42 protein-coding genes, 3 tRNA genes and 1 pseudogene are annotated in these 26,098 nt (G+C 60.9%); 32 read left to right on the plus strand and 14 right to left on the minus strand.

The annotated features are described in order from the left end of the window. The first annotated feature begins 86 nt into the window (after window positions 1-86). Window positions 87-161 (plus strand) — tRNA-Val (locus AC1DR6_RS22285). Here the strand turns inward: AC1DR6_RS22285 and AC1DR6_RS22290 are convergent. The 14 genes and pseudogenes from AC1DR6_RS22290 to AC1DR6_RS22355 all read right to left on the minus strand — a co-directional run bounded on the left by AC1DR6_RS22290 (window position 162) and on the right by AC1DR6_RS22355 (window position 6,264). Then, window positions 162-308 carry a plasmid mobilization protein gene (locus AC1DR6_RS22290; protein WP_476831464.1) on the minus strand — a complete coding sequence of 49 codons (147 nt, stop codon included), beginning with the start codon at window positions 306-308 and terminating at the stop codon, window positions 162-164. A gap of 23 nt (window positions 309-331) precedes the next feature. Further along, entirely contained in the window at window positions 332-1,378 is a 1,047-nt protein-coding gene (locus AC1DR6_RS22295; RefSeq protein ID WP_476831465.1) for a tyrosine-type recombinase/integrase, read from the minus strand. A 14-nt stretch (window positions 1,379-1,392) separates the two neighbouring features. Continuing rightward, a pseudogene (locus tag AC1DR6_RS22300) lies at window positions 1,393-1,560 on the minus strand (hypothetical protein); the annotation flags it as partial. A gap of 243 nt (window positions 1,561-1,803) precedes the next feature. Beyond that, entirely contained in the window at window positions 1,804-2,883 is a 1,080-nt protein-coding gene (locus AC1DR6_RS22305) for a pentapeptide repeat-containing protein (protein ID WP_476831466.1), read from the minus strand. 3 nt (window positions 2,884-2,886) lie between these two features. Then, window positions 2,887-3,021: a hypothetical protein gene (locus tag AC1DR6_RS22310; protein WP_476831467.1), complete on the minus strand. Its 135-nt coding sequence runs from the start codon at window positions 3,019-3,021 to the stop codon at window positions 2,887-2,889. Then, window positions 3,018-3,374 carry a hypothetical protein gene (locus AC1DR6_RS22315; protein WP_476831468.1) on the minus strand — a complete coding sequence of 119 codons (357 nt, stop codon included), beginning with the start codon at window positions 3,372-3,374 and terminating at the stop codon, window positions 3,018-3,020. The genes AC1DR6_RS22310 and AC1DR6_RS22315 overlap by 4 nt, the downstream gene beginning before the upstream one ends. A 25-nt stretch (window positions 3,375-3,399) precedes the next feature. Then, the gene (locus tag AC1DR6_RS22320) at window positions 3,400-3,801 is read right to left on the minus strand and encodes a recombination protein NinB (RefSeq protein WP_476831469.1); all 402 of its coding nucleotides are present in this window, start codon (window positions 3,799-3,801) and stop codon (window positions 3,400-3,402) included. Further along, window positions 3,798-4,406 (minus strand): ERF family protein, encoded by a 609-nt coding sequence (locus tag AC1DR6_RS22325; RefSeq protein WP_476831470.1) that lies wholly within the window; start codon window positions 4,404-4,406, stop codon window positions 3,798-3,800. The genes AC1DR6_RS22320 and AC1DR6_RS22325 overlap by 4 nt, the downstream gene beginning before the upstream one ends. Beyond that, on the minus strand, window positions 4,399-4,680 hold the full coding sequence (locus tag AC1DR6_RS22330) for a hypothetical protein (protein ID WP_476831471.1): 282 nt from the start codon (window positions 4,678-4,680) through the stop codon (window positions 4,399-4,401). The genes AC1DR6_RS22325 and AC1DR6_RS22330 overlap by 8 nt, the downstream gene beginning before the upstream one ends. 1 nt (window position 4,681) lies before the next feature. After that, complete coding sequence (locus AC1DR6_RS22335; protein WP_476831472.1) at window positions 4,682-4,894, minus strand: hypothetical protein; 213 nt, start codon at window positions 4,892-4,894, stop codon at window positions 4,682-4,684. 5 nt (window positions 4,895-4,899) lie between these two features. Further along, entirely contained in the window at window positions 4,900-5,139 is a 240-nt protein-coding gene (locus AC1DR6_RS22340) for a hypothetical protein (protein ID WP_476831473.1), read from the minus strand. Continuing rightward, window positions 5,136-5,336: a hypothetical protein gene (locus AC1DR6_RS22345; protein ID WP_476831474.1), complete on the minus strand. Its 201-nt coding sequence runs from the start codon at window positions 5,334-5,336 to the stop codon at window positions 5,136-5,138. Before AC1DR6_RS22345 ends, AC1DR6_RS22340 begins: the two co-directional genes overlap by 4 nt. Then, a complete protein-coding gene (locus AC1DR6_RS22350; protein WP_476831475.1) occupies window positions 5,333-5,608 on the minus strand; it encodes a hypothetical protein in 276 nt (91 codons plus the stop codon). Before AC1DR6_RS22350 ends, AC1DR6_RS22345 begins: the two co-directional genes overlap by 4 nt. An 86-nt stretch (window positions 5,609-5,694) precedes the next feature. Beyond that, window positions 5,695-6,264, minus strand: coding sequence for a helix-turn-helix domain-containing protein (locus AC1DR6_RS22355; protein ID WP_476831476.1), 570 nt, complete (start codon window positions 6,262-6,264; stop codon window positions 5,695-5,697). Window positions 6,265-6,369: 105 nt separating this feature from the next. On the opposite strand from AC1DR6_RS22355, the gene AC1DR6_RS22360 reads away from it, so the two are divergent. From AC1DR6_RS22360 to AC1DR6_RS22510, 31 genes are all read left to right on the plus strand, one after another. Then, window positions 6,370-6,600, plus strand: a complete 231-nt coding sequence (locus tag AC1DR6_RS22360) for a hypothetical protein (RefSeq protein ID WP_476831477.1) — start codon at window positions 6,370-6,372, stop codon at window positions 6,598-6,600. Window positions 6,601-6,602: 2 nt separating this feature from the next. Continuing rightward, the gene (locus AC1DR6_RS22365; protein WP_476831478.1) at window positions 6,603-6,869 is read left to right on the plus strand and encodes a DUF2312 domain-containing protein; all 267 of its coding nucleotides are present in this window, start codon (window positions 6,603-6,605) and stop codon (window positions 6,867-6,869) included. A gap of 379 nt (window positions 6,870-7,248) precedes the next feature. Further along, window positions 7,249-7,677: a hypothetical protein gene (locus tag AC1DR6_RS22370; RefSeq protein ID WP_476831479.1), complete on the plus strand. Its 429-nt coding sequence runs from the start codon at window positions 7,249-7,251 to the stop codon at window positions 7,675-7,677. A gap of 99 nt (window positions 7,678-7,776) precedes the next feature. Beyond that, on the plus strand, window positions 7,777-8,238 hold the full coding sequence (locus tag AC1DR6_RS22375) for a helix-turn-helix domain-containing protein (RefSeq protein WP_476831480.1): 462 nt from the start codon (window positions 7,777-7,779) through the stop codon (window positions 8,236-8,238). Beyond that, window positions 8,235-8,576, plus strand: coding sequence for a VRR-NUC domain-containing protein (locus AC1DR6_RS22380; RefSeq protein ID WP_476831481.1), 342 nt, complete (start codon window positions 8,235-8,237; stop codon window positions 8,574-8,576). The genes AC1DR6_RS22375 and AC1DR6_RS22380 overlap by 4 nt, the downstream gene beginning before the upstream one ends. After that, complete coding sequence (locus AC1DR6_RS22385; protein WP_476831482.1) at window positions 8,573-8,821, plus strand: hypothetical protein; 249 nt, start codon at window positions 8,573-8,575, stop codon at window positions 8,819-8,821. Before AC1DR6_RS22380 ends, AC1DR6_RS22385 begins: the two co-directional genes overlap by 4 nt. Further along, complete coding sequence (locus AC1DR6_RS22390; protein WP_476831483.1) at window positions 8,821-9,003, plus strand: hypothetical protein; 183 nt, start codon at window positions 8,821-8,823, stop codon at window positions 9,001-9,003. Before AC1DR6_RS22385 ends, AC1DR6_RS22390 begins: the two co-directional genes overlap by 1 nt. After that, entirely contained in the window at window positions 9,000-9,485 is a 486-nt protein-coding gene (locus AC1DR6_RS22395; protein WP_476831484.1) for an endonuclease domain-containing protein, read from the plus strand. The genes AC1DR6_RS22390 and AC1DR6_RS22395 overlap by 4 nt, the downstream gene beginning before the upstream one ends. Beyond that, window positions 9,485-10,339 (plus strand): hypothetical protein, encoded by an 855-nt coding sequence (locus AC1DR6_RS22400; protein WP_476831485.1) that lies wholly within the window; start codon window positions 9,485-9,487, stop codon window positions 10,337-10,339. Before AC1DR6_RS22395 ends, AC1DR6_RS22400 begins: the two co-directional genes overlap by 1 nt. Next, a complete protein-coding gene (locus AC1DR6_RS22405) occupies window positions 10,336-10,587 on the plus strand; it encodes a hypothetical protein (protein WP_476831486.1) in 252 nt (83 codons plus the stop codon). The genes AC1DR6_RS22400 and AC1DR6_RS22405 overlap by 4 nt, the downstream gene beginning before the upstream one ends. Window positions 10,588-10,726: 139 nt before the next feature. Next, window positions 10,727-10,951: a hypothetical protein gene (locus AC1DR6_RS22410; protein ID WP_476831487.1), complete on the plus strand. Its 225-nt coding sequence runs from the start codon at window positions 10,727-10,729 to the stop codon at window positions 10,949-10,951. Then, on the plus strand, window positions 10,938-11,189 hold the full coding sequence (locus AC1DR6_RS22415) for a hypothetical protein (protein WP_476831488.1): 252 nt from the start codon (window positions 10,938-10,940) through the stop codon (window positions 11,187-11,189). The genes AC1DR6_RS22410 and AC1DR6_RS22415 overlap by 14 nt, the downstream gene beginning before the upstream one ends. A 201-nt stretch (window positions 11,190-11,390) precedes the next feature. Then, window positions 11,391-11,888: a hypothetical protein gene (locus AC1DR6_RS22420; protein WP_476831489.1), complete on the plus strand. Its 498-nt coding sequence runs from the start codon at window positions 11,391-11,393 to the stop codon at window positions 11,886-11,888. A gap of 10 nt (window positions 11,889-11,898) precedes the next feature. Further along, window positions 11,899-12,423 carry a hypothetical protein gene (locus tag AC1DR6_RS22425; protein WP_476831490.1) on the plus strand — a complete coding sequence of 175 codons (525 nt, stop codon included), beginning with the start codon at window positions 11,899-11,901 and terminating at the stop codon, window positions 12,421-12,423. 145 nt (window positions 12,424-12,568) lie between these two features. Continuing rightward, a tRNA-Trp gene (locus AC1DR6_RS22430) sits at window positions 12,569-12,642 on the plus strand. Between the two features lie 7 nt (window positions 12,643-12,649). Beyond that, a tRNA-Asn gene (locus tag AC1DR6_RS22435) sits at window positions 12,650-12,721 on the plus strand. Window positions 12,722-12,777: 56 nt separating this feature from the next. Continuing rightward, on the plus strand, window positions 12,778-13,215 hold the full coding sequence (locus AC1DR6_RS22440; RefSeq protein ID WP_476831491.1) for a terminase small subunit: 438 nt from the start codon (window positions 12,778-12,780) through the stop codon (window positions 13,213-13,215). A 94-nt stretch (window positions 13,216-13,309) separates the two neighbouring features. Continuing rightward, complete coding sequence (gene terL / locus AC1DR6_RS22445) at window positions 13,310-14,590, plus strand: phage terminase large subunit (protein ID WP_476831492.1); 1,281 nt, start codon at window positions 13,310-13,312, stop codon at window positions 14,588-14,590. Beyond that, complete coding sequence (locus AC1DR6_RS22450) at window positions 14,581-16,674, plus strand: portal protein (protein ID WP_476831493.1); 2,094 nt, start codon at window positions 14,581-14,583, stop codon at window positions 16,672-16,674. Before terL ends, AC1DR6_RS22450 begins: the two co-directional genes overlap by 10 nt. 462 nt (window positions 16,675-17,136) lie before the next feature. Further along, entirely contained in the window at window positions 17,137-18,612 is a 1,476-nt protein-coding gene (locus AC1DR6_RS22455; protein WP_476831494.1) for a hypothetical protein, read from the plus strand. 92 nt (window positions 18,613-18,704) lie between these two features. Beyond that, a complete protein-coding gene (locus AC1DR6_RS22460) occupies window positions 18,705-19,100 on the plus strand; it encodes a hypothetical protein (RefSeq protein ID WP_476831495.1) in 396 nt (131 codons plus the stop codon). Between the two features lie 104 nt (window positions 19,101-19,204). Then, complete coding sequence (locus AC1DR6_RS22465) at window positions 19,205-20,029, plus strand: hypothetical protein (RefSeq protein WP_476831496.1); 825 nt, start codon at window positions 19,205-19,207, stop codon at window positions 20,027-20,029. Between the two features lie 3 nt (window positions 20,030-20,032). Then, window positions 20,033-21,172, plus strand: coding sequence for a phage capsid family protein (locus AC1DR6_RS22470; RefSeq protein WP_476831497.1), 1,140 nt, complete (start codon window positions 20,033-20,035; stop codon window positions 21,170-21,172). A 58-nt stretch (window positions 21,173-21,230) separates the two neighbouring features. Then, the gene (locus AC1DR6_RS22475; protein ID WP_476831498.1) at window positions 21,231-21,638 is read left to right on the plus strand and encodes a hypothetical protein; all 408 of its coding nucleotides are present in this window, start codon (window positions 21,231-21,233) and stop codon (window positions 21,636-21,638) included. 8 nt (window positions 21,639-21,646) lie between these two features. Beyond that, window positions 21,647-21,931, plus strand: a complete 285-nt coding sequence (locus tag AC1DR6_RS22480; RefSeq protein ID WP_476831499.1) for a hypothetical protein — start codon at window positions 21,647-21,649, stop codon at window positions 21,929-21,931. A gap of 49 nt (window positions 21,932-21,980) precedes the next feature. Next, the gene (locus tag AC1DR6_RS22485) at window positions 21,981-22,319 is read left to right on the plus strand and encodes a hypothetical protein (protein ID WP_476831500.1); all 339 of its coding nucleotides are present in this window, start codon (window positions 21,981-21,983) and stop codon (window positions 22,317-22,319) included. A gap of 173 nt (window positions 22,320-22,492) precedes the next feature. Beyond that, window positions 22,493-23,695: a hypothetical protein gene (locus AC1DR6_RS22490; protein ID WP_476831501.1), complete on the plus strand. Its 1,203-nt coding sequence runs from the start codon at window positions 22,493-22,495 to the stop codon at window positions 23,693-23,695. Next, window positions 23,695-24,321, plus strand: coding sequence for a hypothetical protein (locus tag AC1DR6_RS22495; RefSeq protein ID WP_476831502.1), 627 nt, complete (start codon window positions 23,695-23,697; stop codon window positions 24,319-24,321). The genes AC1DR6_RS22490 and AC1DR6_RS22495 overlap by 1 nt, the downstream gene beginning before the upstream one ends. After that, window positions 24,321-24,623, plus strand: a complete 303-nt coding sequence (locus AC1DR6_RS22500) for a hypothetical protein (protein WP_476831503.1) — start codon at window positions 24,321-24,323, stop codon at window positions 24,621-24,623. The genes AC1DR6_RS22495 and AC1DR6_RS22500 overlap by 1 nt, the downstream gene beginning before the upstream one ends. Beyond that, the gene (locus tag AC1DR6_RS22505; RefSeq protein WP_476831504.1) at window positions 24,623-25,285 is read left to right on the plus strand and encodes a hypothetical protein; all 663 of its coding nucleotides are present in this window, start codon (window positions 24,623-24,625) and stop codon (window positions 25,283-25,285) included. The genes AC1DR6_RS22500 and AC1DR6_RS22505 overlap by 1 nt, the downstream gene beginning before the upstream one ends. Window positions 25,286-25,303: 18 nt before the next feature. Continuing rightward, window positions 25,304-26,095: a hypothetical protein gene (locus AC1DR6_RS22510; RefSeq protein WP_476831505.1), complete on the plus strand. Its 792-nt coding sequence runs from the start codon at window positions 25,304-25,306 to the stop codon at window positions 26,093-26,095. Window positions 26,096-26,098: the final 3 nt, after the last annotated feature.

The raw sequence follows: 26,098 nt of genomic DNA on the forward strand, positions 1-26,098 counted from the left end.
CTCCCTTCACACTCCCTTCACACGGGAGGGGTGACATCAATCGCTGCATCTGTTTATCTCCGGACCTTCGGTTCACTTGAACCCTAGGGCGATTAGCTCAGCGGTAGAGCATTCCCTTCACACGGGAAGGGTCACAGGTTCGATCCCTGTATCGCCCACCATCATTTGGTCTTCCTGGCAGCCGCCAGAAGCGTGCGGCGAACCCAGTTTGAAACCGTCTCTCCATTGATAGCTGCGGCAGCCGCGATCTGTTCGCGCTCGGCATTCGAAAAACGGAATGTGACGGGCTTTCTAACGTCTTTCAGCATACCTCAAACGTAATACGAATGAGTCACGCGCGCAAGGGCCTTTTCGCAGATATTTCGCTAACCGAATCAAGCTCAAGAAGGTTGGCCGCTTCACGAAGAAACTGTGGGGAAAACCGGGCATAGACGCGCGCCGTGATGCGACTGTCAGAGTGGCCCAGGTACTGCGCGATCTCTTCCATGTCGCGGCCGCCCTCCGCCATCCACACCGCTGCCGAATGACGCAGGACGTGCGGCGTGACGAACTCCAGCTCCGACCGTTTCGCGGCGGCTGAGATGCCTTTCTTGACAGATCCGACCTTTTCGCCAGCCCATTCGATGACATACTTGCTGATGGATCCTTCCCTGGCCTCTGCGAGTGCAGCTCGAAGGCTTCGATTCATCGGCACGGTCGGGCGGTTCTTGCGCCTGTTGGGGTCGGCAATCTCAGCTTCTGTCGAAAGGTCGATTAGGCCGCGTTCGAAATCCACGCGATCCCACGTCAGATCTAGGATGGCCGAAGCCCTCGCGCCGGTCGTGATGGCGATGATGACGAAACGCCGCAGATGCGGATGCTCGCACTTGGACAGGAAGAGGTTGAACTGATCGCGGGTGAGGAAATCGCGCTTAGGCTTAGGCTGGCGTGGGCGCTTCACGTATGGTGCCTTATCGATCAGCCCTTTCTTGACGGCCCATGACAGCGCGATTCGTAAATGGCCCAGCTCGGTCCAGATTGTGCCGTCTGACCTCCCCTGCCCTCGCCTAGCCGCAATGTGCTCGTCAACGATAGCATCCTTGATGGCTTCCGGGGGCAGGTCAAAGAAGCGCTCCTTCAGAGCCTTCTCCTCATGACCCATTGTAACGGCCACGGGCCGGCCATCAGTTTGCTTACGGTAGGCTGCCCATATAGACCCGATCGTCTGCGGTGCGGCCTTGGCCTGCACTCTCGTTTGCGAAACCTCGAAATCGACTAGGAGTCGATTGGCCTCCGAACGGTCAGTCGTGCCAAACGAGCGGCGTTGTCGGCCGAGCTTTTCGTCCATCCATGTGACGGCGAACTTTCCTCGGTAGAAGCACAGGCGGTACTCTGGCATTCGTATTCCTCCACGGCATCCATTGAGATGCGCAGGAGCCTGCCGCCCACCCTGAAGGCGCGCAACTTCCCGGCTGCGATCTGATTGCGAATATGGCGCTCTGAGCACTGCCAGCGCTCAGCCAGCATCGTCGGCGTCATAGGGCGTCGGTCAAGGACGCGCTCTGCCGTTGCCCCCCTCATGGCTCACTCCGATCTAGTGAAGCCGGGGGATTGGGGGCGGCCTTGATCATCGCGGCGTAGATGTCCTGCGGGAAGCAGGGGCCCGCTTCGATAAGCGCTATGGCCGCATCCATCATCTCGGGACGATCCCGGTGCCATTGGCGCGCACATTGGCGGCATTGAGATTGCAACCCGGACTTCATCCGCCTGTGCGGATAGAACTCAGCGGCTGGCAATGTTTTTTTACAGGTCGAGCAAGCCTTCTCAAGCATAAGCCAGCGCCTCCTCTTTAGTAATGAAGAAGTGGATGCCAGACGAACACTCGTCCTGCCAATTCTCATCAAAGGCGTCAGGCATGACGCGTTCGCCAACGCGGTATTCAGTTTTACCATCGTGACGACTGATGCCGATTTCTGCGCCGATGACTTCCAGCACGTCCACGTATTCAGCTCGGCACTTCCTCCCGAAAGCATGGCTGCGCTTTGCGTCAGCCGGGATTGAGAGCTTAACGATTACGTCTCGCTCGCATTTCTTCCAGCCGATCAGGGCGCCATCGGGTAGGATTCTGGTTCTGGCAATCGCCAGATCGGCGTTTTTCGCGCCGGAGAGGTCCGCGCCGGAGAGGTCCGCGCCGGAGAGGTTCGCGCCGGAGAGGTCCGCGCCGGAGAGGTTCGCGCCGTAGAGGTTCGCGCGGGAGAGGTTCGCGCCGGAGAGGTCCGCGCCGGAGAGGTTCGCGCCGTAGAGGTTCGCGCGGGAGAGGTTCGCGCCGGAGAGGTTCGCGCCGGAGAGGTCCGCGCCGTAGAGGTTCGCGCCGGAGAGGTCCGCGCGGGAGAGGTTCGCGCCGGAGAGGTTCGCGCCGTAGAGGTTCGCGCCGGAGAGGTCCGCGCCGGAGAGGTTCGCGCCGTAGAGGTTCGCGCGGGAGAGGTTCGCGCCGTAGAGGTTCGCGCCGGAGAGGTCCGCGCCGGAGAGGTTCGCGCCGGAGAGGTTCGCGCCGTAGAGGTTCGCGCGGGAGAGGTTCGCGCCGGAGAGGTTCGCGCCGGAGAGGTCCGCGCCGGAGAGGTTCGCGCCGTAGAGGTTCGCGCGGGAGAGGTCCGCGCGGGAGAGGTTCGCGCCGGAGAGGTCCGCGCCGTAGAGGTTCGCGCCGGAGAGGTCCGCGCGGGAGAGGTTCGCGCCGTAGAGGTTCGCGCCGGAGAGGTCCGCGCGGGAGAGGTTCGCGCCGTAGGAAATTGCCCACTTGACCGCGAAGCCCATCTTAATGCTCGGCGGCGCATCATCAGCGCAATCGATCTCGGCAGTGAACGCGACCTCAGAAGACCAGCGCTTGAGCACATTAAACTTGATCATTGGTCAATTCCCCCAAACAGCAAGCAGGCCACCGAGGCCGGCGAACATGAAAAGCAAGGCGATGAGCTTCAGGGCCGTTGTGGAGATCGGATCTCGGGTCCAGATGGGCTCGGGCTGGTAGACGGGGTTGCCGTTCATGGCGTGATCCTTCGTGAAGGAAGGGGCTTGGCAAGGACGGAGCTTGCCCGCCTCTGCGGAGGGGATTTGCGAAAGCCGGCGCCCTTCATCTTCGTGCGGATGCCGTAGTGTCCGGCTTCCTGGCGTTTGGCTTTTGCGATGGTCGCTACGTCCTGAGCGGTCTTCCCGCCCGGTGCACGATGGCAGCAATCGCGGCCTAGAGCCTTGCCGTCATCGATCGTCAGCGGCTTGGTCTTATCGACGACCAGAGCCTCAGGAATGGTGTGGTCGAACTCGACGACCTTGCCGGTGACGTTGAGGCCGCAGCCTTCACACCAGACGTTGCCCTGCGCATCGGAAGCGCGCTTGAGCATCTGAGCTTTCTGAGCCCGTGAAAACTCACGCCGCATGACTGGCCTCCTGATCGTCAGCGAAGACGACGCCGCGCTCTGCTCCGAAAGCCTGGATGAGCGTAATGAGGTCCGCGAATTCGCCCTTGGTCATCTCGGACGTGCGCATTCCGAGCGGGACGAAGGTGCCGGCATCGAGGCCGGGCACGTCGCGAGCCTTCCTCAGCGAGGCGGTAAACACGTCTTTCCAGTCTTCCGGCGACAGCTTCGTGCCGTACCAGACGACTTGCCGACTGACTTCGCTCAGCATGGCCCAGAGCATCGCATTCTGATCGATTGAGCGCCGGGCAGATTTGAACTCGACCGTCACGCCGTCAGAGCATTCGTGAGCCCATCGAGCGACGTTTTGGCGGTCGTGCTTGCCGCGAATGATGAAGGTCCGGCGGCTCATGCTGCCTCCTTCTGCGCGAGCTGCCGGTAGCGAAGCCGGGCATGGGCCTTCACGGCCTCAACCTCGTTCTGCTTCAGCTTGCTCAGCTCGGGCTCGACATCATCGATCCACTGCTTAAGCTCTTCAGCCGATTTCGCGCGGTCAGCCGCAAAGATGAAAACCTTGGCAGACTCGGAGAGCGTGGGCGCTTGATTCTGGTTCTGATTGCGGGGCATGGCGCCTTCGGCATCATCATCGAGCGGCGGCAAGCCGAGCGAGGCCATCAGGGCATAGCGCTGGGCATAGGTGATGGCAGAACCGGCGCCCTGCGGATCCTGCTTGCCGAGCGGGATTTCCATGTCGGAGGAAATCCACTGGCCCGACGCGGCGTGCATGAGCAGCGTGGTCATACCGATATTGCCGGCGTTGATCTTGCCGGGGGCTTGCATCCAGCAGATGCCAACGCTCTGAAGGACCGGGCGGGCTTCCTCGACCACAGCCTCAAGCGAGGCATAGCGGTTCTTGAAGTGCGGGTTCTTGCTGTCCTTGACGACGCCGTGGGCTTGGGCCTGAAAGGTCAGCAGCGCCTTGGCGATCTCGGAGATATCTGCGCTCTTCTCAATCATGATGAGCCTCTTTCGGCGTCTTGATCGGGGTCCAGTGCTGGCACTGCCCGTTGTTGATCTTTTCGCAGCGGTGGTACGGCGGCGACGGTCGATAGGAGGGGTCCACAAACCCGCCCATCGGGGGCGCCGGGAACTTCAGGCACCGCCACTGGAAAGGCGACTTGCTCTTGCTGTCGGGGTGGACGTGATCGCACTCGACACAGAGGGTGGCTTCGTCAGGGAAGCCGCCGGTAGGGTCGAAGTCGTCTTTCATGTCGATCGGGGCGATCCGCATGTCACTGATCCGGTTTGCTCGGCAGCGGCGTCCAATGGGTCGGCTCAGCGCCCTCGACGTAATCGCCTACGAAGTCTTGGAAGACCCAGTAGCTCTCTTCGCCCTCGTCCTCGTCCGGCTCAGAAAAGTGGCCGAAAATGACGCCTAGGAGGGGGTCATAGAAAAGGACCGTATCGCCATCAGTCGGGGCGGTTTCGATTGTGCTCCAAGCCATGGCCATCACTCCGCCGCCACAAGCCGCAGAACGGGCTTGCCGAGGTCCAAGACTTCACGAAGGGTCGCGGTCGCACCCTCAAGCCGTTCAATCTCAGCCTTGAGCGCCTTACGATCGACCGAGTTAGGCGCATCCGAAGCGCAGCGGTGGATAGCGTTAGCCTGGGAAACCACCGACTGGATTGGCATCGCCACGGCGGCGGTCGCTTCGAATAAGCGGGCGGCGGAACAGAATGCGTCGTTCATTTCGGCACTCCCAATTCAGAGCGCAGGTTCTCGATGACGAGAGCGCGGCGCATCTTGTGGATGTCCTTGACGGGGCGGTGTTGACGGCGGCGCTCAGCTTCGGCTTTGCGAAGGGCGACCAACTCGGGATTGCGGCGCTCAACGCGGCGGGCGAGCCACCATGCTGTGACGCGGGTCGCAAGGCGACGGAGGCTCACGCCGCCACCCGCTGAAACTCAGGCGCCTCGGCATGAGCCATACGGACCCGGCCCATCCTGTCGCGGGCAGCGTCGAACGCGATCCACTGGGCAACCGCAGCCCAACGCCAATCCGCCTTCTCAACGCGGACGTTCTCGCAGCGGAGCGCGTAGAGGTCGAAAAACGTCCCTTCCTCGTCGCTCTCGACATCGGCGGTCATGATCGCGGTGAGGGTCAGGCCGTCACCGAATTCGATCTGGTCGAGGTCTAGTGTGAATGTGTCGGTGCGCATGGCGCTGTCTCCCGTGCTCTTAGGAAGACGTTACTTTTGTAGCGCTATGCCGTCAACACATTTGTAGCGGTCAGGCGCAAATATTTTTACCGCGGCCTCATCGACGTGACGATAGCGGCCCATGCTACCAGCACGTCATAGATCGGCGGTTCGGTGTTGCTGAGGAGCGTGAAGTGACCCGGTATCTGACCGCGCACCAGCTTTTTAATGAGGATCCGATCATCCTCAAGCCCGCAAACGCAGAGCTGGCCGATCATCCCCTCATGTGGCGGATCGTGCTTGTCGTCGTAAAATACCACCCATTGATCGAACAAGGCGCCCAGGCTTTCGCCACGAATTTCCACTGCGACCGTTGCCTCGTTCGCGTCCGGCGGCGCATCGACTTCATCGAAAGAGCCTTGGTCATCGGCAAAATAAGCCGCCGCAGCCCCCGCGCCGACGTAGCCCACTAGAGGCACCGTAGACGGCTTGAACGCTGAGCGCGGCCCGGTCCCGTCGAACAACCATTTCCCCCGGACCCCGAGAACGCGACCCATCTTGTCGCAGTCGTCGAGAGGGGGATTCCGCGTGCCGCTGACATAGGCCCTCACAGTAACAGCGTTCAGTGCCGCCCGGCGGGCGAGCTCTGCCTTGTTCGTGATGCCGGCCGCCTTCATGGCGGACCCCAGCCTGTCGGTTCTAGCGTTCATCCCGCATTGATAGCCGGGCTGATCGCTACAAAGGTATTGACGACGCATCGTTACAAATGTAGCGTGCGGGGCATGACACCGATCGACATCATCGACCGCTGGCCGTCCGCCGAGGCTTTCGCCAAGGCGATTGGCCTGAAGTACCCCTCGTACGCCCGCATCATGAAGATGCGAGGCCGTATCCCGAGGGTACACTGGCACGCTGTCTCGGAAGCGTCAGTAGCGATCGGGAAACCCCTCACGGTGGCGCAGATCGCAGCGGCGCACCCAGCCAAGCCCCAGCCCATGGCGGAGGCTTCGTAGCCATGTCCGGTCAGCGTCTCCTCTCCATCATCGAGCGCATTGAGCGCCTTCATGAAGAAAAGCGCGCCATCGAAGGCGACGCGAAGGAAGTCTACGCCGAAGCTAAGGGCGAAGGCTACGACACGAAGGCCATCCGCGAACTGGTGAAGCGCCGGGCGAAAGACCCGTCCGAGCGCACCGAGTTCGAGTCGATCATCGACACCTATGAGCGTGAAATCGAAGCCGCCTCGCGTGCACACGCGGGACGCGCGCGAGGGGAGGCCGCCTGACATGTACGCTGCCTCTCTCATCATCCTCGGCATGTTCCTAGGCGCCCCCATCGGCCTGATGGCCTGTGCGCTGTGTGTCGCCTCTCGGGACCGCTGAGCCATGGCCTACCGTCTCATGCTCACCTTCACAGGTATCCCGACAGCCTTCCTCTGGTTCCGCCTGTTTGAGGCGATGCCGTGATCGTCGTTCCCCACCCGCGCGGCATTCACAGCCACTCGACGCGCGGCACCTTCCGGCGGGGCCTCAACAACCCCGCCGGCTTTTCTATCGTCAAGCTGAGCCCGCAAGCCTGCAAGCACTCGGGCAACAGCTTCGTTCAACCGCTCCATGCGTCTCCGCTCCTTCTGCGCCCTGAAAATCGCAGTCGGAGAGTCCGCCATGGCGTCTATGTCGCCCGCCTCCTTGGACGAAACGTCCAAGCGCTACCGAGTCACTGATATGGCCGTTGCAGCTACCGCTCGTGCTCATCTCGGCACGATCATCGCCCACTACGCCGCTGGCTTGCCGTTGAAGAGCGCGCTTCCGCGCGTGGCGGCTCGTCTCGGCATCACCGCCCGTCGCGCAAAAGCCCTTTGGCACAAGGAAAGCCGCACGATCCTCCATGCGGAGATCGAAGTGCTTGAGCGCGAAATCGCCCGCATCTCCGAGCGGGAGCTGAGCACAGGAATTCTCACCCATGCAAACCGACTGGAAGGTTACGCCTCCCGTCTCGCGCTCTCCAATCCGGACCTTCATTGCGAGGAAATCGATCGCCTTAGGCGGCTGGCTCATCGCGTTCGGAGTGTCCTTGCTGGCGAGGAGGTTTAGGCGATGACCCTCATAGCAACCAAGGAATACACAGACCCCGCCCAGATGCTTGCGGACTATGCCGCAAGGCGAGCGCGCATGTACGCGCCGTCTTTGCCTGTGGCCGAAGAGGTCCAGACGATCCCGGCGCCGGTTCTGCCGAAGATCCTGGTATTCCCGATTTCGCGCCCGGTTTCGGTTGAAGAGATCGTGCAGCGATACAAGCGCGGACACCCTCACTGCCGGCTGTTCGCTGCCCGCCGCATCAAGTCCCGAGAAGGGGGCGCAGACACCTTCAACATCATGCGGACGGTCGCGCTGCACTTCGACGTGACGCGTGTTGACCTGAAGAGCGCCCGCCGCACGGCGCATATCGTCAAGGCCAGGCAGATTGCCTGCTGGCTGATGAAGACGCTGACGACGCTCTCCCTGCCTCAGATCGGGCGCCATGTCGGCGGTCGAGATCATACGACCGTCCTGCACGCAGCCAGGAAGATTCAGCATCTTCGCGAGACGAACGAGGAGATGCGTCGCGTCACTGATGACCTCGTGGCTCAGGTTAAAGCGCGGGTGGCGGAATGAAGGAGGCCGCCATCCAAGCCGCAGTTATCAGCCATTGGAAGGCTTTCGGGCTGCCCAACACGCTCGTAGCGGCCGTGCCGAATGCGGGCGCTTTCCGGCAGCCTGGGCTTAAGCGCGGCCTGTTCGACCTTATCGTTATGGGCGGCCCTGTCCTGCGCGACCGTACCGGCTGGCTAGAGCTGAAGACTGAGGCCGGGAAACTTGGGCCGCATCAGGTTGAGTTCAAGGATTTTTGCATCGCGATAGGCGTGCCCTACGCCATCGCGGTCGGGCGCGATGAGCCTATCCGCGTCCTTGAGAATTGGGGTGTCATCAAGAAAACCGGAGGTCAACCATGACGGAAGACGTCAAGTTACCTAAGCGTGTCCTGAAGATTGTCGAGACTTGCAAGTCAGGTCAGACGCTCCACCATTGCAACGTAGTCATGAAGACCGGCAATGCGGAGCCGACATACTGGTTTGAGCCCAGCGGCAAGCAGGCAGGCCCAAAGAGCGCGCGACAGGCTATCGAGCTTGGGCTGCTTGAACCCCTTCGTGATGGGCTTTTCGATGCCCTCGATAGCCAAAGCTTCAGGGCGTCGTGATGGCGCTCGTCAAGGATGCCTTGATCGGTAGCCGGATCGTCACCCAAGACGGTCGGATTGGTCGCATTGTCAGGGGTGGTGGAAAGCCACCCAAGGGCTTCGCCTTCATAGAGTTCGAGGGCGCCCCGATCCTTGTTTCGCTTTCGATGTTCGAAGTCATCTCGACGCGGGAGGCTGCATGATGAAAGGGCCATATCAAGCCATCGCGGATTACATGCACCGCCGCATTCTCGAAAACCTCAATGAGGTTGCGGCCCGTGTTGAGGCAAAGGGCATGTCCCCCATCGAGGGAATATTTTTTGCCGCCCTTTGGAACATTGCAGAGCTCGAATCGCTGTTCGGCACGCCAGTGGTTGGCCCAGAGCCGCAAAAGGGAGAGCTTGCTGTTCTTGGGCAGGCACGCATTGAAAAATTCCGCGTTGACTTCATGGTCACGGTGCTCGCCGGCAAAGAGTACAAGCGCCTTGTTGTTGAATGCGATGGGCATGACTTCCACGAGCGCACAAAGAAACAGGCGAAGGCCGACCGGTCGCGAGACCGACGCCTGCAAGAGCTGGGGTATACGGTCTATCGGTTCACCGGTTCTGAGATTTACACCGATCCGGTAAAGTGCGCCCAAGACGTGGTGCGTTGGGCCGTTGCCGCCGCAGGCGAGGCCCGCTGATGGCACGTATCCGCTCAATCCACCCCGGCCTTTTCACGGATGAAAGTTTCGTCTCGTGCAGCCCGCTCGCACGCCTGCTTGTCCTCGGCCTCTGGACCGAGGCTGACGACCAAGGCGTGTTCGAATGGAAGCCTGTCACCCTCAAGATGCGCCTGCTGCCTGTAGACGGCGCGGACGTGTCTGCGCTGCTAGCCGAGATTGCCGAGAACAACATCGCCAAGCGCTTCGAGGCGAACGGCAAGCAGTATGGCGCGATCCGCAATTTCCGGAAATATCAGCGGCCCAAGTCCCCCAGTGCGGTCCATCCGCTACCCACCGAACTACGCTCATACGTCGCAATTTCGGAAAGGGCTGGAGATGAGCCCGCCCCATTTCCCCCAAAAGCGGAAATCGCTCCGCAGATGGAGGATGTAGGAGGTAGGGAAGGAGAGAAAGAAGATACCGCTAGCGCGGCATCTTCTGCGAGCGCGCCTGATTTCGATTGGATCGACATAGAACGCCAATGCTGTGAGGCCGCAGCAAGCGACACCCTCGGCAGCTTCGCTCCGATCCACGAGCTGATCGAGAGCCAGAACGCCGATGTCGAAGGCGTGATCCTCCCCACGCTGCGCTCTCGTCGCGGCAAGAGCGTCGTTTCATGGCGCTACTACCTGCCGATCCTGGCTGAAGCGCTGCTCAAAGCCGCCCCACCCTCGAAAAGCCAAGGCCCTCCGAAGGTCTTCATCGCCAAGGACAGCCCCGAATGGTTCGAGCGGGTTGCCGCCGGCCATAAGCCAGGTCTGAGCAAATACTACCCGGCCCACAAGTCTGAAGGCTGGATGTTTGACCAATGGAACGAGAGGAGAGCGTCGTGAGCGAGTGTCCGCGCGTCGGCAAGTTCTTCGGAGGCTGCCGGTTTGAGCCTCGCTATGACGAGCCGATCCTATCCGAGATGCAGCGCATGACGGGCAGTTCCTCTTGGCACAAGGTCGAGGGAACGAACAACGTGACGTGGCAAGACGATCCCTTGGGCGAACGGCGCTACGTCCAGGACGTATGCGTTCGCTGCGGCAAGATCGCCCAGCGCACCCCCAACACCCCAGCCAATGGAGAGGTGGAATGAGCTATCCCTCATATTGCTGCCAACGGTGCGGTGCGCCTATCGGCTGGCTAGGGCGCGCCTTCCAATGGCTGTTTGGCAGCCTCTACCCTCACAACTGCCCATGCGGTCGGTCCACCAACCCGAACAGCAGGAGCGGGGGATGAGGTACGTGCTGATCCCGCTCGCGTTCGTAGTTGTCGGGGTAATCGCCATGGCTGGTTTCATCGCCGTATGTGCGGGGCTGGCATATCTCTTCGTCGCCTATGCCGGTCTCTCACAGGCTGACGCAAGTGTTGCGACGCAGATCTCGCTGTTTGTCGTCATCCTAGCAGTCTGTGGCCTCGCCATCGCTTATGACGAAAGGAAACCCCATGACCAACGCTGAGCAGAAGGCGAAGGAGCTTGCGAACCGTCTCGACGGCGCGAACCCCAAGCAGTGGAACGCCCTCATCACCACCGCCCTCCGTGAAGCTGGAAACGCAAAGCTGGAAGAGGCGGCGGCTCTCCTCGAACGAAACCGAGACTACATGTTGGAACGGAGGCGCGACGCCAATGCGCATATTTTGGCGAAGCTTGCCTCGGAGTTTGCGAGCGACATCTGCTCCCTCGCCGAAAAGGATTGATGCGTGGCCTTAACAGGGAAGAGGGCGCAAACCCGCCTCAAGCCAATCCCCCCGGCAGTCGCATCAATGCGATTATTTAAGCCCACTCAGGAGCGCGACGGCGGCGTGATGCGGTCGGTCTATCGACTGGCATGCGCATCATGCGGTGTCAGCGGTCGGATGGTCTGTTCTCACCCAAGCGGTATCGCCTCGAAGGAGGTCGTGTTCAAGCATTTCAATGATGCCGGATGGCTACTCGGCCCAGACGATAGTCGGACCAAATGCCCTGGTTGCGTCAATGCCGAAGAAGAGGCGCGTCGAACTGACGCCGAAAGGAAATACATGAACGTCAAGCCTGATGCTCCGCGAGTTATGACCTATGAGGATGCAAAGCGCGTCCGAGCGGCAGTCAAAGAGGTGTATCTTGAGAACTGCTACTCGGGATCTGAAAGTGATGATGCAGTAGCTGCACGGCTTTCGGTGCCGCCGGCTTGGGTGAAAGAAGTGCGGGGCTCAGAATTTGGCCCCGGCGAAAATGAAGCTTTCCGCGCAATAGCCCCGGAAGTCTCGCGAGTCGAAGGAGAGTTGCTTATTTGTAAGGATAGCGTGGACAAAGCTATGTCGATCCTTGCCGAAACAGATAGTCGCGTCGTATCTCTGTCAGCCGCGCTTCGTGAATTACACAAGCGGACTGACGGCATCGCCAAGAACCTTCGCTAGGAGAACTCAGGTGGGTCGCAAAAAGTCTAAAGGCGAACGTTACGCATGCGGCAAGCTTCGGCCTGACCGCTCCCCCGCAGCCATTCGGCAGCTTGTTTCTCTCGCTGAGAAGAAACTTGTCGATCCTCTTTTCGGGACCCAGATCGGTATCATGCATTTGCAGGGCATCATCAGCGCAAGTTTGGTCTCATCGGCTAGCCGCTTTGCAGATGCGATCGGGCGCTATGATGCGGTGGTAGGCAATCCTTCTCGCACCGCACGCAGCCCCGACTACGAAATGGGCCGGCGGGAAGCTGGCGGCGATAACCGCCGGGACCTTGATGCTGAAGCAGTCGAGAAGATCAAGGCCCTACGCGACAAAATGGCTGACGTGCTGCGCGGTCCCGAGGGTTCAATGTGGCGTTCAATCTACGCGACTGTCTTGCTTGATCAGCGCTGCCCTCTTGTTGATCAGGCTTTCCTTGTTGCTGGTCTGCAAGAGCTTTCTTATCTGTTCGGTTATGAGCAACGCTCCGTCGTTCCTCAAGCCGCTTGACGGCGAATCTTGCCCCTGCTAATTTCCGAAATGAAATTGTGCTGATTTGCGCCCGGTTCAGAGATGGCCGGGCGCTTTTGATTCCAGGATGACGAGCATGGGCCAGACGATCATCGTCTCGCCGTACTGGCGAGCCTAGCAACACATCGGTGTGTTGTAAGGTAGCCTGCTGGTCTCCAAAACCATGCGGTCCCGGTTCGATTCCGGGCTCCGGTGCCAAGTTCATTGGAATGTAGCTCAGCCGGTAGAGCGGGGCGCTGTTAACGCCCATGTCGTTCGAGCCCTGCCGTTCCAGCCATTCCCCGCCCGGTTCCCGAAAGGCTACCGGGCGTTTCCATGTCAGGACATGAGGCGATGGGCGCACTGCCGAACCAACGCCACGAGCGCTTTGCTCAGGAGCTTGCAAAAGGCAAGAGCGCGACAGAGGCCCAGGCCGAAGCCGGATACTCAGCGAACCGGGGCAATGCCTCAACCCTCGCTAACGATCAAAGCATTTTAAAACGGGTTGCCGAGCTTCAGGAGCGCGGCGCTATCAAGGCCGAAGTCACTGCGGCAAGCCTCATTGAGGAAGCCGAGCAAGTCCGTGAAAAGGCCCTCGCAGCAGGCCAGTTTTCCGCAGCCATCGCAGCCATTCGAGAGAAGGGCGTTCTTGCTGGTGTCCGCGTCGAGAAGCGCGAGAGCACGCACAAGACTGACCCGAAAGCCATGACCGACGATGAGCTTGCACTTATCGCCAGCGCTGGCAGCGCAGGAGTTGTTGCGCCGCCGACGCGCAAGGGCGTCACTCACTGAATGGTGCCGAGAGTGCGGCTACGAGCCAGCACGCCACCACCAGCTAATCGTCAGGGAGCTTGAGTCAGTAGCGAGAGGCGAGACGGATCGGCTCATGCTGTTCCTCCCGCCTGGCTCGGCAAAGAGCACATACGGAAGCGTTTTATTCCCACCCTGGTATCTTTCACAGGGTTCTCATCGGTCCATCATCGCCGCGTCGCACACGGCAGAGCTTGCAGAGCGCTGGGGTCGCAAGGTTCGCAATCTGGTAGCCGAGCACCAGCCGCTTCTCGGCTTTGGGGTAGCCGGCGATAACAAGGCAGCCGGCCGTTGGGAAACTGACGAGGAAGGCGAGTATTACGCTGCGGGCGTTGGGGGCTCGATCACGGGCCGACGCGCTGATCTCGCCATCATCGACGACCCTGTTCGGTCTCGGGAAGATGCCGACAGCAAGCTTGTCCGCGACAAGCAGTGGGATTGGTACAAGTTCGATCTCGGTACGCGTCTGAAGCCTAGTGCAGCTGTCATCCTGATTCAGACCCGCTGGCATGAGGATGACCTAGCCGGGCGATTGCTCGCAGAGGAAGGCGACCGTGAGAACGGTGGGCGCTGGCGTGTCGTATCCCTACCGATGGAAGCGGGCCTCAAGGATCCGCTAGGGCGCGCTCCTGGCGAGGCGCTATGGCCTGAGTGGTTTACTGCTGAGATGCGGGCTGATGCCAAGCGCGATACGCGCCTTTGGTCAGCTTTATATCAGCAGCAGCCCACGCCTGATGAGGGCGATTATTTCAAGGAAGAGTGGTTTAAGCCGATTTCTCCGCCACCGCGTGAGCAGATGCGGATTTATGGTGGCTCGGACTATGCCGTCACTGCTCAGGGCGGTGACTTCACGGTTCATGTCGTTATCGGCGTCGACCCAGACGGGAAGCTACATCTGCTCGATGTCTGGCGTCAGCAAGCGGCCTCTGACGATTGGGTTGAAGCGTTCTGCGACCTTGTTCTGAAATGGAAGCCGATCGGCTGGGCCGAGGAGCAAGGGCAGATCAAATCTGGCGTCGGGCCTTTCCTCGACAAGCGGATTAGGGAGCGTCGCGCCTACGTCGTTCGGGACCAATTTCCGACCAGGGGCGACAAAGCTGTTCGCGCTCAATCGATCCGTGGCCGCATCGCTATGGATGGGCTCAGGATCAGGCCTGATGCTCCGTGGAAGGCCGATCTGATCTCGGAGTGCCTGCGCTTTCCGGCGGGCGTTCATGACGATCAGGTCGATGCTTTAGGTCTCGTGGGCCAGTTGCTCGACAAGATGTTCAACGGCGCAAAGCCGCCTGAGCCTACCAAAGACAAGTCGTCTGGTTACCGCTCTACAGCGGCAAAGGAACGTCCCTCATGGCGCTGATTGCATCGGAAAGGAGTGCGCTAGCTCCCGGCGTTATCGCTCCTGACGATGCCCGCAAAGGCGTGGTTCCTTCGACAGACCGCAGGCAGGGCGTCATTCCGTCGAGCGAGCCAAACGGCGCTGTCGTCGCTTCATCGGAGAAGCCGGACGTTGATCGTTTCCGCAGGATGCTCCGCGATTATGTCGACCTGAAAATGGACGAGATCGACGAGCGTCGTAGTGCCTGGGCCTATTACCACGCCAAGCAATGGACCGAGAAAGAGCGCAAGACGCTTGAGGATCGCGGCCAGCCTGAGATCACTTACAACCGCATCGCAAAGAAGATCAACGGCATCATCGGCCTGTTGGAGCGACTGAGGCAGGACCCTAAGGCATATCCGCGTACACCGGCCCACGAGCAAGGCGCCGAAGTCGCAACGCAGGCGATGCGTTATGTGCTCGATGCCTCGCATTGGGAGAGCCAGCTTTCGGAGGTCAACCTTGACCTTGCCGTTGGCGGCATCGGCGGTTGGGAACAGTCGCTAGAGCAGACGGAGGACGGGTCGGCTGATCCGATCCTGGCGCGGCAGCCTGGCGATACGTTCTTCTACGACCCGCGCTCGCTGAAACACGACTTCTCGGACGCTCATTTTGTCGGTGTAGCGAAGTGGATGCGCGAGGACGAGGCAAAGGCTTTCCTGCCGGACTCGGTCAAAGACATTGAGGCCAGCGTTTCAGGCTTGGCGAACGGCACTGATGCCGAGGCGCTGACCCCGGACACAGATAACCTGTGGTGGGACACGGCACTCAAGAAACTGCGCATCGTCGAAGTCTGGTATCGCGATCAGGGCAAATGGCGCTACGCGATCCATACCGGCATGATTGTGCTGCAAGAGGGCGATAGCCCGTTCAAGGATAGCAAAGGACAGTCGGCTGCCCGTTTCATCATGCAGTCGGCAAATGTCGACGAGAAGGGCAACAGGTACGGGTTTGTCCGCAACCTGAAAGGCGCCCAGGACGAGATTAATCATCGTCGCTCGCGCGCGCTGCACGCCTTCAACACGAAACAGGTGATCATCGAGGAAGGCGCTGTCGACGACGTGGAGAAGATCCGCGCCGAAGCGCATCGGGTTGATGGCGTCGTTGCTCTACCCGCTGGCCAGGCGGGCAAGCTTCGCATTGAGAGTAATACCGATATTGCTGTCGCCAACGTGCAGATGCTGCAAGAGGCGAAAGAGGAAATCGAGAACTTTGGACCAAACTCTGCATTGATCGGTCAGGGCCTCGATAACAAATCCGGCCGGGCCATTGCGCTCCTGCAACAAGCTGCGATTGCCGAGCTTGGCCCCTTTATCGTCCGCGTCCGTGCCATGAAGCTACGCTGTTATGCCCAGACATGGGAAGCAGTACGCGAATTCTGGAAGACGCCTCGGTATATTCGGCTCACGGACGATGAGGGCCTTGCCGGCTTCATGGGCGTGAACCAGCCCCGTGAGAATGAATTCGGGCAGGTGGTAGGGGTCGAGAACCCTATTGGCAAGGTGATGGTCGACTTCGTTCTGGATGAAGGTCCAGACACGATCACGCTTCGTGAGGATGCGCAGCAGGCAATTGGACAGGCAATGTCGGCCGGTGGTCAGGCAATACCGCCGCCGGTCATGACGCAGCTTTCTCGTGCGCTCATTTCGACCATGAACCTGCCGTCGAGCGACAAGAAGCGCATCATGGGCGCTTACGACCAGATCGAGCAGGCCGCTAGCCAGCCGAACCCGGCACAGCAGCAGGCAGAGCAGATTCAGCTCGCCCAGGGCGCCGCAAAGGTCAAGGAAACCGAGGCATCGGCCATGCTGAAGATGGCCCAGGCGGGGCAGGCTCAGCAGCCTCAAGCGGTCACGATCGACCAACCCAAGCAACTGACACCGGAAGAGCTGTCCGAGATGTCGGCCCGCATCAACGAAATGATGGCCGGAGCAGACCTTAAGCGTGCTCAGGCGCTCCGGGCTGAAACTGAAGCAAATCTGGCCCCGCTTGAGCTGATGCAGCGGGGTCATCAAGCGCAGATGCGCGCTGACGCCATGAGGCAGCCATTCGGAGGGCAGCAGTGAGCATTTTTGGAAATGTCGTTACGTCCGACCCGAATTATGATGTCGGCAGTGAAGCACCCGCGACACTGACGCAACAAGGCCGTCTCCGCATTGATGGGGGGCCTGGTTCAGGAGGAAGTCTATCGAGCGGAAACAACCGTTCGGGGACCATTGGGACCGGTGGCGCGGCGCAGCAGATGGCGCCTGCAAACGCGTCGCGGATTGCCCTAAAGGGGCAGAATATTAGCGCCGCTGACCTCTGGATCAACGAAATTGGTGGCACCGCGACGGTGAACGCGGCGGGGTCCTACAAAGTGACAAGCGGCGCGACGTTCTCGATCCAGACGAACCGAGCGGTTTCGGTGATAGGCGGGACCACTGGTCAAGCCTGGACGGCAACGGAGACCTGATGTGGATATAGGCAACCCCTCGGTCGTCTCCCCAGGTGCTCCGTATGCCGTGGCCCGAGCTACAGGCCCGTTCATGGTGTCGAGCAACGGCTTTTCGTGGCCGGTGCAGCGGTACACGCCGGGCGCCTCGAAGCTCTTTGGCGTCTATGAGAAGTGGTTCGTCTCGGACGACTACTGGACGGCAAACCCTCGCTTCGGGTTCGTCAACTCGTATCTGACTGCCAACGGTGCTGGCGGGCAGGAAGCGGCGAACGGCAACGACATCACAATCGAGGCTGTGTCGCTTCAGGTCGGCGTCAACGGCTCGCCCGTTCAGCTCACCATTGCCGGCTCGGCTGCGGCTTACACGCTAGTCAACGATACGGAAGTTTGGACCGACGCACCGAATGGCGTTGTCATTCCGCCTGGGACCCGCTGCTGCGTGCGCGTAGCCCGCGCCGTCCCAAATGCGGCTTCAACGCTTTGCGGGCAGTATCCCGGCGCTTCGATCATGTTCGGCGACCGCGTAGAGAACAGCACGACCTCGCTCGCTGCGAAGGTCATGGCTGGCGGCATCTCGGGCACGACGCCTGGAACGCCGGATGCCTACGCCTATGGCCCGGCCATGATGGTGGCGCAGGGTTGGGACGGCCGCCCCTGCGTTCTCGGCTTCGGGACATCGATCGATGCCGGCGCAGGCCCTTACCGCGCCCTCAGGACGCCCACGGGAGCGTGCAGCTATCTTGAACGCGGAATGGACAGCAAGGCCGGTGGAGCGCTTCGCCTGCCCTTCTGCAACTGGGCAGTGGCGGGCTCGCTTGCTGCCGGGATTGCGGGTGTTGGTGCGAACCAAGGCCTCACTCGCCGTATGCGACTTGTCGGCACGCTTCCGAACGTCCCCTTCACGGCGACGCACAGCGGCTATGGCACAAACGACGTGGGCGCCACCTTCAGCGTGCCTCAGGCGGCGATGGTTGCGTTTTGGGCCGCTATCGCAACGGCTTGGCCTATGGTTCGCCGCGTGCAGGGCTCGCTTATGCCTCGCACACAGTCCACGGATGGCTTCCAGACACAGGCCAACCAAAGCGGTCAGACGGCAAACTGGACCTATCCTACCGGTACAGCCTGGTCACTAGATGCCTTCATTCGGCAGCCCAACAACCGTTTCATCGACGCCACGATTGACCTGCTGGATGCCTGTGACGGTTTCTCGAAGGGTGGGCAGCGCGGGAAGTGGCGAACGGATCTGGCGGATCGGGGCATCGCCACCACTCTTTCGACTTCAAGTGCGATTTCGGCGGGGCAGTTCGATTTGCCGATCTACCTACCCATCGGGTCGCATCTGACGTTCAATGATGGCAGCCCGGAAACGCTTTTGGTGACGGGAGTCAGCGGAACGGGGCCGTTCACGCACTTTACGCAGACCGCCGCGACCGCAGCCCATACCGCTGGCGCCGCCGTGGTGCAAAAAGCACCGATCACGGACGGCACGCACCCCGGAACCGACATCATTCAGTCCCTTGCGGACGGGCCGATTGCGCAAGCCAAGCTTGCCGGCGCCTACGGCTAAAGGCGGCGGCGATGGATGTTGCGGCTTCCCTGGCTCTGCCCCTAGCGAACACCGTTCCATCCGCTGAAGCCGTCTCACCTGCGGCTGGGACGATGGATATGGCTTCGAGGGCTGATCACAAGCATGAGCGGCTAACCTCCGCTCAGAATGTCACGCTCGACGCCAATGGGATGGCAACGATTACCTTCAGCCGGACATTTGCCGCTGAGCCAGTAATTGTGTTCGGCGCATTAGGAACAGGGACCGCACCTGTTCCTGATTTCAGAGGCGAGTTTATCAAGACCGGTGCGATCTACACAGGCTTGACTGTCTACGGTCAACGCAATCGATCTCTTCCGACCATAGCCCCGCTGTCGGGCGGCATCGTGCTTTTGGCCAACCTCATCACGGGGCTCAACACTATCCTGACGGGCCTGTCTGGGTTCGCGCCTTATGAGGCTGCGGCCGGCTCCCGCGTGTCTGTGACGGCGATCCAGGCTTCACAGTGACTTCGCCTTTCCGAGTGGGCGCATCGCTCGGAACTTCGGCGTTCTCCCGGCCGCGCACGGGAGCTTCGTAACCGCACCGACGCACAGGTGGGACAATGCCAGACTTGGAAGACGAGATTTACGCTGAGGCATCCGCCCCGGCGTCGGACACCCATGTGGAATCGCAACCCACAGCGCCCATTGAGGCGCCGGCAAGCGTAGCCAATGAGTCTAACCCGACGCAGGAACCCGAATCTCCCGCATCACAGCCTGAGACCCGTCAAAACGGCGGTGATCTAAGCGTTGCGCTGCGACAGGAGCGGGAAGAGCGGAAGCGACTACAGGCCCAGCTCGTCGAGCTGATGGACCGAGTTGCTCCAAAGACGCCCCAGCCGGCGGCTAAGACCAGAGAGCAGGAAAGCCAAGAAGCGGATGAGGCAGTCAATGCACTGCTGACGAACCCCGCAGCTTGGGTAAAAGCTCAACTGGAAAGCCAACTCAGCGAACGCCTGAGCCCCGTCAATGACGAGCTGTATCAGACCCGCCTTGTGCTCTCGGAGCGCTTTGCGGTTCAGCAGCACGGCGCAGACAAAGTTCAGGAAGCATACACCGCACTGAAGCAGGCCGTTGCCGACGGCAATATGCCCGCCGATGGCGTCGAGGCGACGCTGAGGAAGTCTCAAGACCCTGCTGGCGAAGTGATGGCTTGGTTCGAAAACCAGCCAGCAAACGCGGAAAAGCGCCTACGGGAAAAGATTCTGTCGGAGCTTCGCGCTTCCGGCGAAATCCCCGGTGCCGCACCGCAGGCTGGTGAAGGCGAGCGAGCCCCCATCCCAAGCATACCGTCCTTGAACCGCGCGGTCGGCAATGCCGGGGCACCGCAAAGCAGTTCGATCTCGGACGAAGATATTTTCAACGCTGCCCCGGCTTTCGGAAAGCGAAAGGGCTAACCCATGCCTGTGATGACCCCCCCGGACAACCTCGTTGTCCAAAAGTGGCGCAAGACCGTCTGGCGCGACTATCAGCGTGAAAACCTGTTTGCCGAGTTCATGGGCAACGGTCCGACCGCTGTCATTCACCGCATCTATGAGCTGAAGGACGACGGTGAAGAAATCACCATCCCGCTCTTCATGCTTCCTGATGATGGCGGCGTGTCCGGCGATCAGACGCTCGTCGGCAATGAGCATGATCTGAAGCACTACGGCTGGAAGGTCCGCATCGATTGGTGGCGCGACGCCATTCTGCTGAACAAAAAGCAGATGCGGCGTTCCGTCGTCGACCAGATGGAAGAGGTTCGCCCTGCGCTGACGCAGATCGCGGCAAACAAGCTGCGGAATGACATCATTCGCGGCTTCCACAACGTCGGTCAGGCCGAACTCGGCACGACCCTCGATGTGGCCAACGTGATGGGTATCTACTACCCGAAGGCAACGACGGGGCAGAAGAACACCTGGCACGCTGCGAACCCGGACCGCATCGCCTACGGCAACCTGCGCTCGCAGTATGTCGCGGGCGATCATGCGGCCTCGCTGCTAACCGTCGATAGCACCAACGATCGCTTCGTTGGCAAGTCAGCCAAGATGCTCAAGCGGATGGCCAAGCGTGCCAAGCCGAAGATCTCCCCGATCACTGTCGAGGGCGGTCGCGAGTATTTCGGAGTGTTCGTCGGTTCGAACCTCTTCCGCGACTTCGCAAACGATGCCGAAGTCGTGGCTGCCAACAAGGATGCCCGAGCTCGCGGCGTGGACAGCAACCCGATCTTCCAGGACGGTGACCTGATCCTCAACGGCGTGTGGGTTCGCGAAATCCCGGAGATGGACGACCTGGCAACGATCGCCGGGGCGGGCACGTCGGGCATCAATGTTGCACCTGCCTGGCTCGTCGGTCGTCAGGCCATGGGCTACGCAGTCGGTCAGCTGCCCAAGCCCACCGAGCGCAAGGAAGACGACTACGGCTTCATCATCGGCCGTGGCGTCGAAACCATCTACGGCATCGGCAAGTCGCAGTTCCGCAATCGTGAGCTGGGGGAAACCTCCCCGATCAAGGATTGGGGGGTTGTGACCGGCTTCTTCGCCAGCGTCGACGACGCGTGATCAGCAGGGGCGCCCTAATCCGGCGCCCCTTTCCTCATTCTGGAAAGGAATCCCTTCCATGGCCTTTTTCCTGATCGACGCGAACAAACAGTTCCCGTCGCCTCCCAGCGCTCAGCCGATTTCGGCAGGCGTGATCTATGAAAGCACGGCGAAGTATGTCGTGCCTGCTACCCCGCCTGCCAACGGCTCCGTCACCGCGATGATCCCGCTTCCGGCGCGCGCTCGTGTCATCGGTGTTTCAATCGCGGCTGTCGGCTCTGGCATCACCGCTGCTGTTGGTGATGTGAACGATGACGACCGCTATATCACCAGCGGCGCCGTCTCGGCCGGCGCCATCGCGCGCACGAACGTGGCGACGGCCTTCGGCTACAACCTGCCGGCCGCAGGCACGGTCGATGTGAAGTGGGGCGCTGCTCCGACTGCCGGCGGCATCGTCTATACCCACGTCACCTATGTGATCGAGTGAGGCCAGCGATGGCCAAGATCACTTACAACGGTGAGTCCGACAACGTCGAATGGCATGGTCAGGCGTTCGCGCAGGGCAAGGCTGTCGAGACGGACAATGCTGAGCTGATCAAGGCGGCGGGCAAACACCCGCTGTTCGAGGTCACTGGCGCGGAAACCGAAGTCGATACCCCGTTCAGCCGGGGCGCGGCTGCTGCCACGAACGGCAAGAACCGGAACGTCCCGCCTGCTTATCGCGGGAAGTCCGAAGCCGAAGATTGGCTGAACGGCTTCGATAGCGTGAAACAGGACTGATCAAGGATTGGGGCGCTTCGGCGCCCCTTTCGCATTTGGAGGGCGTGGAATGGCGACTGAAGCGCAATTGATTGGTGCCGTTCTGGATGTTCTGGGCGCACCGGCAGGGTCGGGACAAGGCTACTATGCTGACGACATCGCTAAGGTGCAGCCCTTTCTCCAAGATGTGCTCGACGATCTAGCATTGCGTCGCATCATCTATGCTGCCGACGCTGATAGCGTGCCCCCAGGCGCCTTGCAGTGGGTCGCAGCACTGATTGCTAACGCGCCGGCCCTCGTCGGCTTCTACAAGCCCTCCGGGCTGCCTTCTGTTGATCTGGCGAACTCAATGCTGCGTTCGCAACGCGGGCCTTTCGAATATCGCCCTGTTCGGGTGGCCTACTTCTGATGCCCGGCACTCCGTTCCCCATCCCCAAAAGCTCAACGCCCGGCTCCAGACCCGGTGAAGGCGAGGGGCGGCTACTGAACTGCTTCAGCATCACCGAGGGCGACCGCAGCTATGTGCGGCGGACGGCAGGGCTAGCCCAATACCTTTCGACAGATAAAGTCGGAATCCGGGGTTTGCTCGATGTGAACGGCGATATCTACGTTGTCTGGTCCGGGTCTGTAACAAGAGCATCCGGGGGCACCTCATCCACGCTGACCGGCAGTATCCCCGGCAGCGATGGCGTCACGCTCTCGCGCAACAATCGAGTTACAGGCGGAGTTTCCACGCCCGATATCGTGGCGGTTCGCGAGAGCGGCGGGGCTTATGTTCTCACCAGCAGCGCGGTCACCGCCTATCCCGACGCTGATCTGCCGGCGACGGTCAATTCCGTCACCTTCCTCGAAGGCTTCTTCCTCTTTTCGATCCCTGATGGCCGTATCTTTGCCTCAGATCTGAACACCACTGCCGTCAATGCGCTGAGCTTCGCCACGGCAGAGGCCCGCTCTGACGGGCTGCGGCGCATCATCGTGCGCGGGAATATCTCCTACGCCATGGGCGGCACGACGATCGAGCCATGGAAGAACGTCGGCACGTCTCCGTTCCCGTTGCAGCGAGCTCCGACCGTCATGCAGGTCGGCTTGCTGACCACGATGGCGGTGGCCGGCTTCGAAGATACCTGGAACGCTCCGACCTATTTCATCTCGGCTGACAAGCGCGTCATGGCGCTGTCGGGTTATGAGACCGCGCCCGTGTCCACGCCCGATGTCGAGCGCTTCCTGGCTGCATCGACCGTCTCGACCATCGAGGTTCTGGCCTTTGTCTGGAAGGGCCGCTCCTTCATCGCTGTCACAAGCGATCAAGGCACGTGGGTCCTCGATGTCGAAGCGCGCGGGTGGCATGAGCGAACCAGCATCGGTGCCACGGGCTGGCGTGCCAAATGGTCCACCTATTCGAATGACCAATGGGTGTTCGGGGACCGTCTGAGCGGCGATCTGCTCGTCATGTCCAACACCCTGACCGAGAACGGCGCGGCTCTGGGGGGCTTGATCCAGTCTAGCCCTCTGAAGGATTTCCCGGCACGGGTTGCCGCGCGAATGAGCGCTGACTTCACGGCTGCCGCGATCACCATCCTTGTCTCATGGTCTCTTGATGGTGGCGTGACCTGGAGCACCGAATTGCCGCGCCCGATCACGAACGCCGATAGGTGGCCGGTTGAGATTTCCAACCTCGGGCTATCCCGACAGACTGGGGCGATTGTTCGCTTCAGGTGGGAGGGGCCGCAGGATTTCGCTTTCATGGGCGCGACCGCGACGCGCGTTGAATCGAGGGCTGCCTGATGGCTGATCTCGACCTTGATACCGTACCGTTCGTCCCTTCGACGGATGTAGCGCTTGTCGACACCACGACCGGCCGCCCGAAGACGGCAATGCACGACTGGATGTTCGCCACCCAGTCGTGGATGTCGGTCAACGTCACCAACCTCAAAACCAAGATCACGACGCTCACAGACCAGACCGACGACAACAGCGCCACGATCGAGCAAATCGGGCAGGCGCTGACGGACGGAACGGGCGCCTACGGTTCCTACATTTCCAGCATCAATGTGAAGGCTGGGAACGCCACCGCAAACGGGCAGGTCTACCTCGCAGCCAAAGCGACGCCAGCCGGTGCAGCGGCGTCCTATGGCTGGTATCTGACCGCCGGAAGTTCGTTCGCCGGGATGGAGGCGATCGCCCTGTCAGGGGGCGGCTCTGCCATCGGGTTCACGGCGAACAAGTTCTATTTCACGGATAGCGGCACCGCTCAGCCGGTTTTCGCCTATGACGGCACTGCCTTCGTATTTCAGGTGCCTGTTGTGATCCGCAATGCATCAAGCGGTGCTCGGCTCGTCATCTCGAACAACAAGATCGAGGTCTACGACGCCAGCAATGTGAGGCGCGTGGTCATCGGGGACTTGTCCTGATGGCATTCGGGATGCAGATTTTCGACCCCTCGGGGATTCTGAAGGTCGATATCTCCGATCGCCTGCTGCGTTTCTTGGGGACCATCATCGTTGGGCCAGGCCCGGCCTCCGGCAGTGTGACCGACGACGGGTTCCTGACCGGCACACCGTTCTGGTTTTCGACGATGCACTCTGCCAATTCGTCCTCATTCTGGCCTGGCGAGGGGCTTTTGCCGGCTGACGTGTCGTTCTCCGGCAATTTGATGAGTTGGAGCCTGGTCAACGGACGCCCAACCACCCGCATTCAGTACGGCGTCTACTGATGACCTTCGGTCTGACGTTCATGAACACGTCAGGAACGGTGCAGATTGACGAGACTTGGCAGAATTACGGGCTGGTCCAGAAGATCCCGGTGACGGTCACCGCCTATAACACGTCGCCTCCAAACCCCGCCGGTTACAACGGTATGCCGGTTGGATTGACGGTTTCGGGGACGCAAAGCTTGCTTGTCGCGTGTCGCGCCGAAGTGCTGCAACCCTGCATGCTGCACTCGTACTATTCGGGCGGAACGTGGACCTTCAACTGGGTGTTCGTCATCCCAGGCGCGATAGCCGTCACCGAGACGGTGCAGTTCTACATCTTCGATGTCCTTGATGGCTCTAGCTTCGGCAGCCTTGGGGTCAAGGTTCTCAGAGGCGACGGATCGCTCGTATTCCACTCTGACGCCCTGCCGATGCGGCTCTCTGGCGTTCTTGGCTGCGATACGGCTTTCAACGGTACGCCGGGACGCTCCTACGTCCCGCTCATCATGCGCAGCTCGGCTCATGGCATTTCGGCCGGTGGCGGCTCGCGTCTGGCCTTCCACACTCTTCGGGTCTCGGGCTCAAGCATCATCACAAGCCTGACCGGGCCGGGCGCCTTCGGTGCAACCGGTGTCTACCCCAACCCGGGCGCCTATGCCGCGCTCGATGTCACGAATTACTGAAACCCAGAGGACATCGCCATGGCTATCGGGTCTGGGACGAGCGCCCGGAATATCGGCATTTGGGGCTATCAACAGGCTCAGGATGCCATCGGCAAGGGACAGGGCATTCTCGACAATGCCCAGAACGGCGCGCTTGCGTCTCTCGGCAAGGGCTTTGCCCAAGGCCGCGATGATCTCACGACGCAGTTCGGCGGTGCGATTGACCGGCTGAACCCTTGGGTTTCGGCTGGGACCGATGCGCTGACGACCTATCAGGGCTCGCTCGGTCAGGGCGGTCAGGGCGCACGCGATGCAGCAGTCTCGCAGTTTCAGAACTCCCCGGGCTATCAGTATGCCGTCGATCAGGCTTCCGATGCCACGGCTCGGAAGGCTTCTGCACTGGGCGCGCTGGGTTCCGGCAACACGATGGCGGCTATCGCTGACCGCGCTCAGAACATGCAGAACCAGGAATACGGCGCCTGGCAGGATCGCCTTAACGGGCTCAGCACACAGGGCTTGCAGGCATCGGGCACACAGGCCGGCCTCCAGGGCCAGCTAGGCCAGTCCTTGGCCAGCCTGAGCGGTCAGCAGGGCAATGCCGAAGCGGGCGTCTACACGGGTCTCGCCGGGCTTGGCGTCAACAACCTCTGGCAGGGCACGAATGCCGGTATTGGGGCGGTCAATAATGCTCAGAAGGCCGCTTCGGATAGCGTGGCGTCGGGCTATAATCTCGGCATCAATGCGATCGGTACAGGTGTTGGCCTGCTCGGGCTCGGCATGGGCGGCGGAAACACGCTCGGCGGCAATATACTGAAGTTTGCGACGAGGTGACCT

The organism is Allobosea sp. P5_A5 (genome assembly GCF_056400625.1).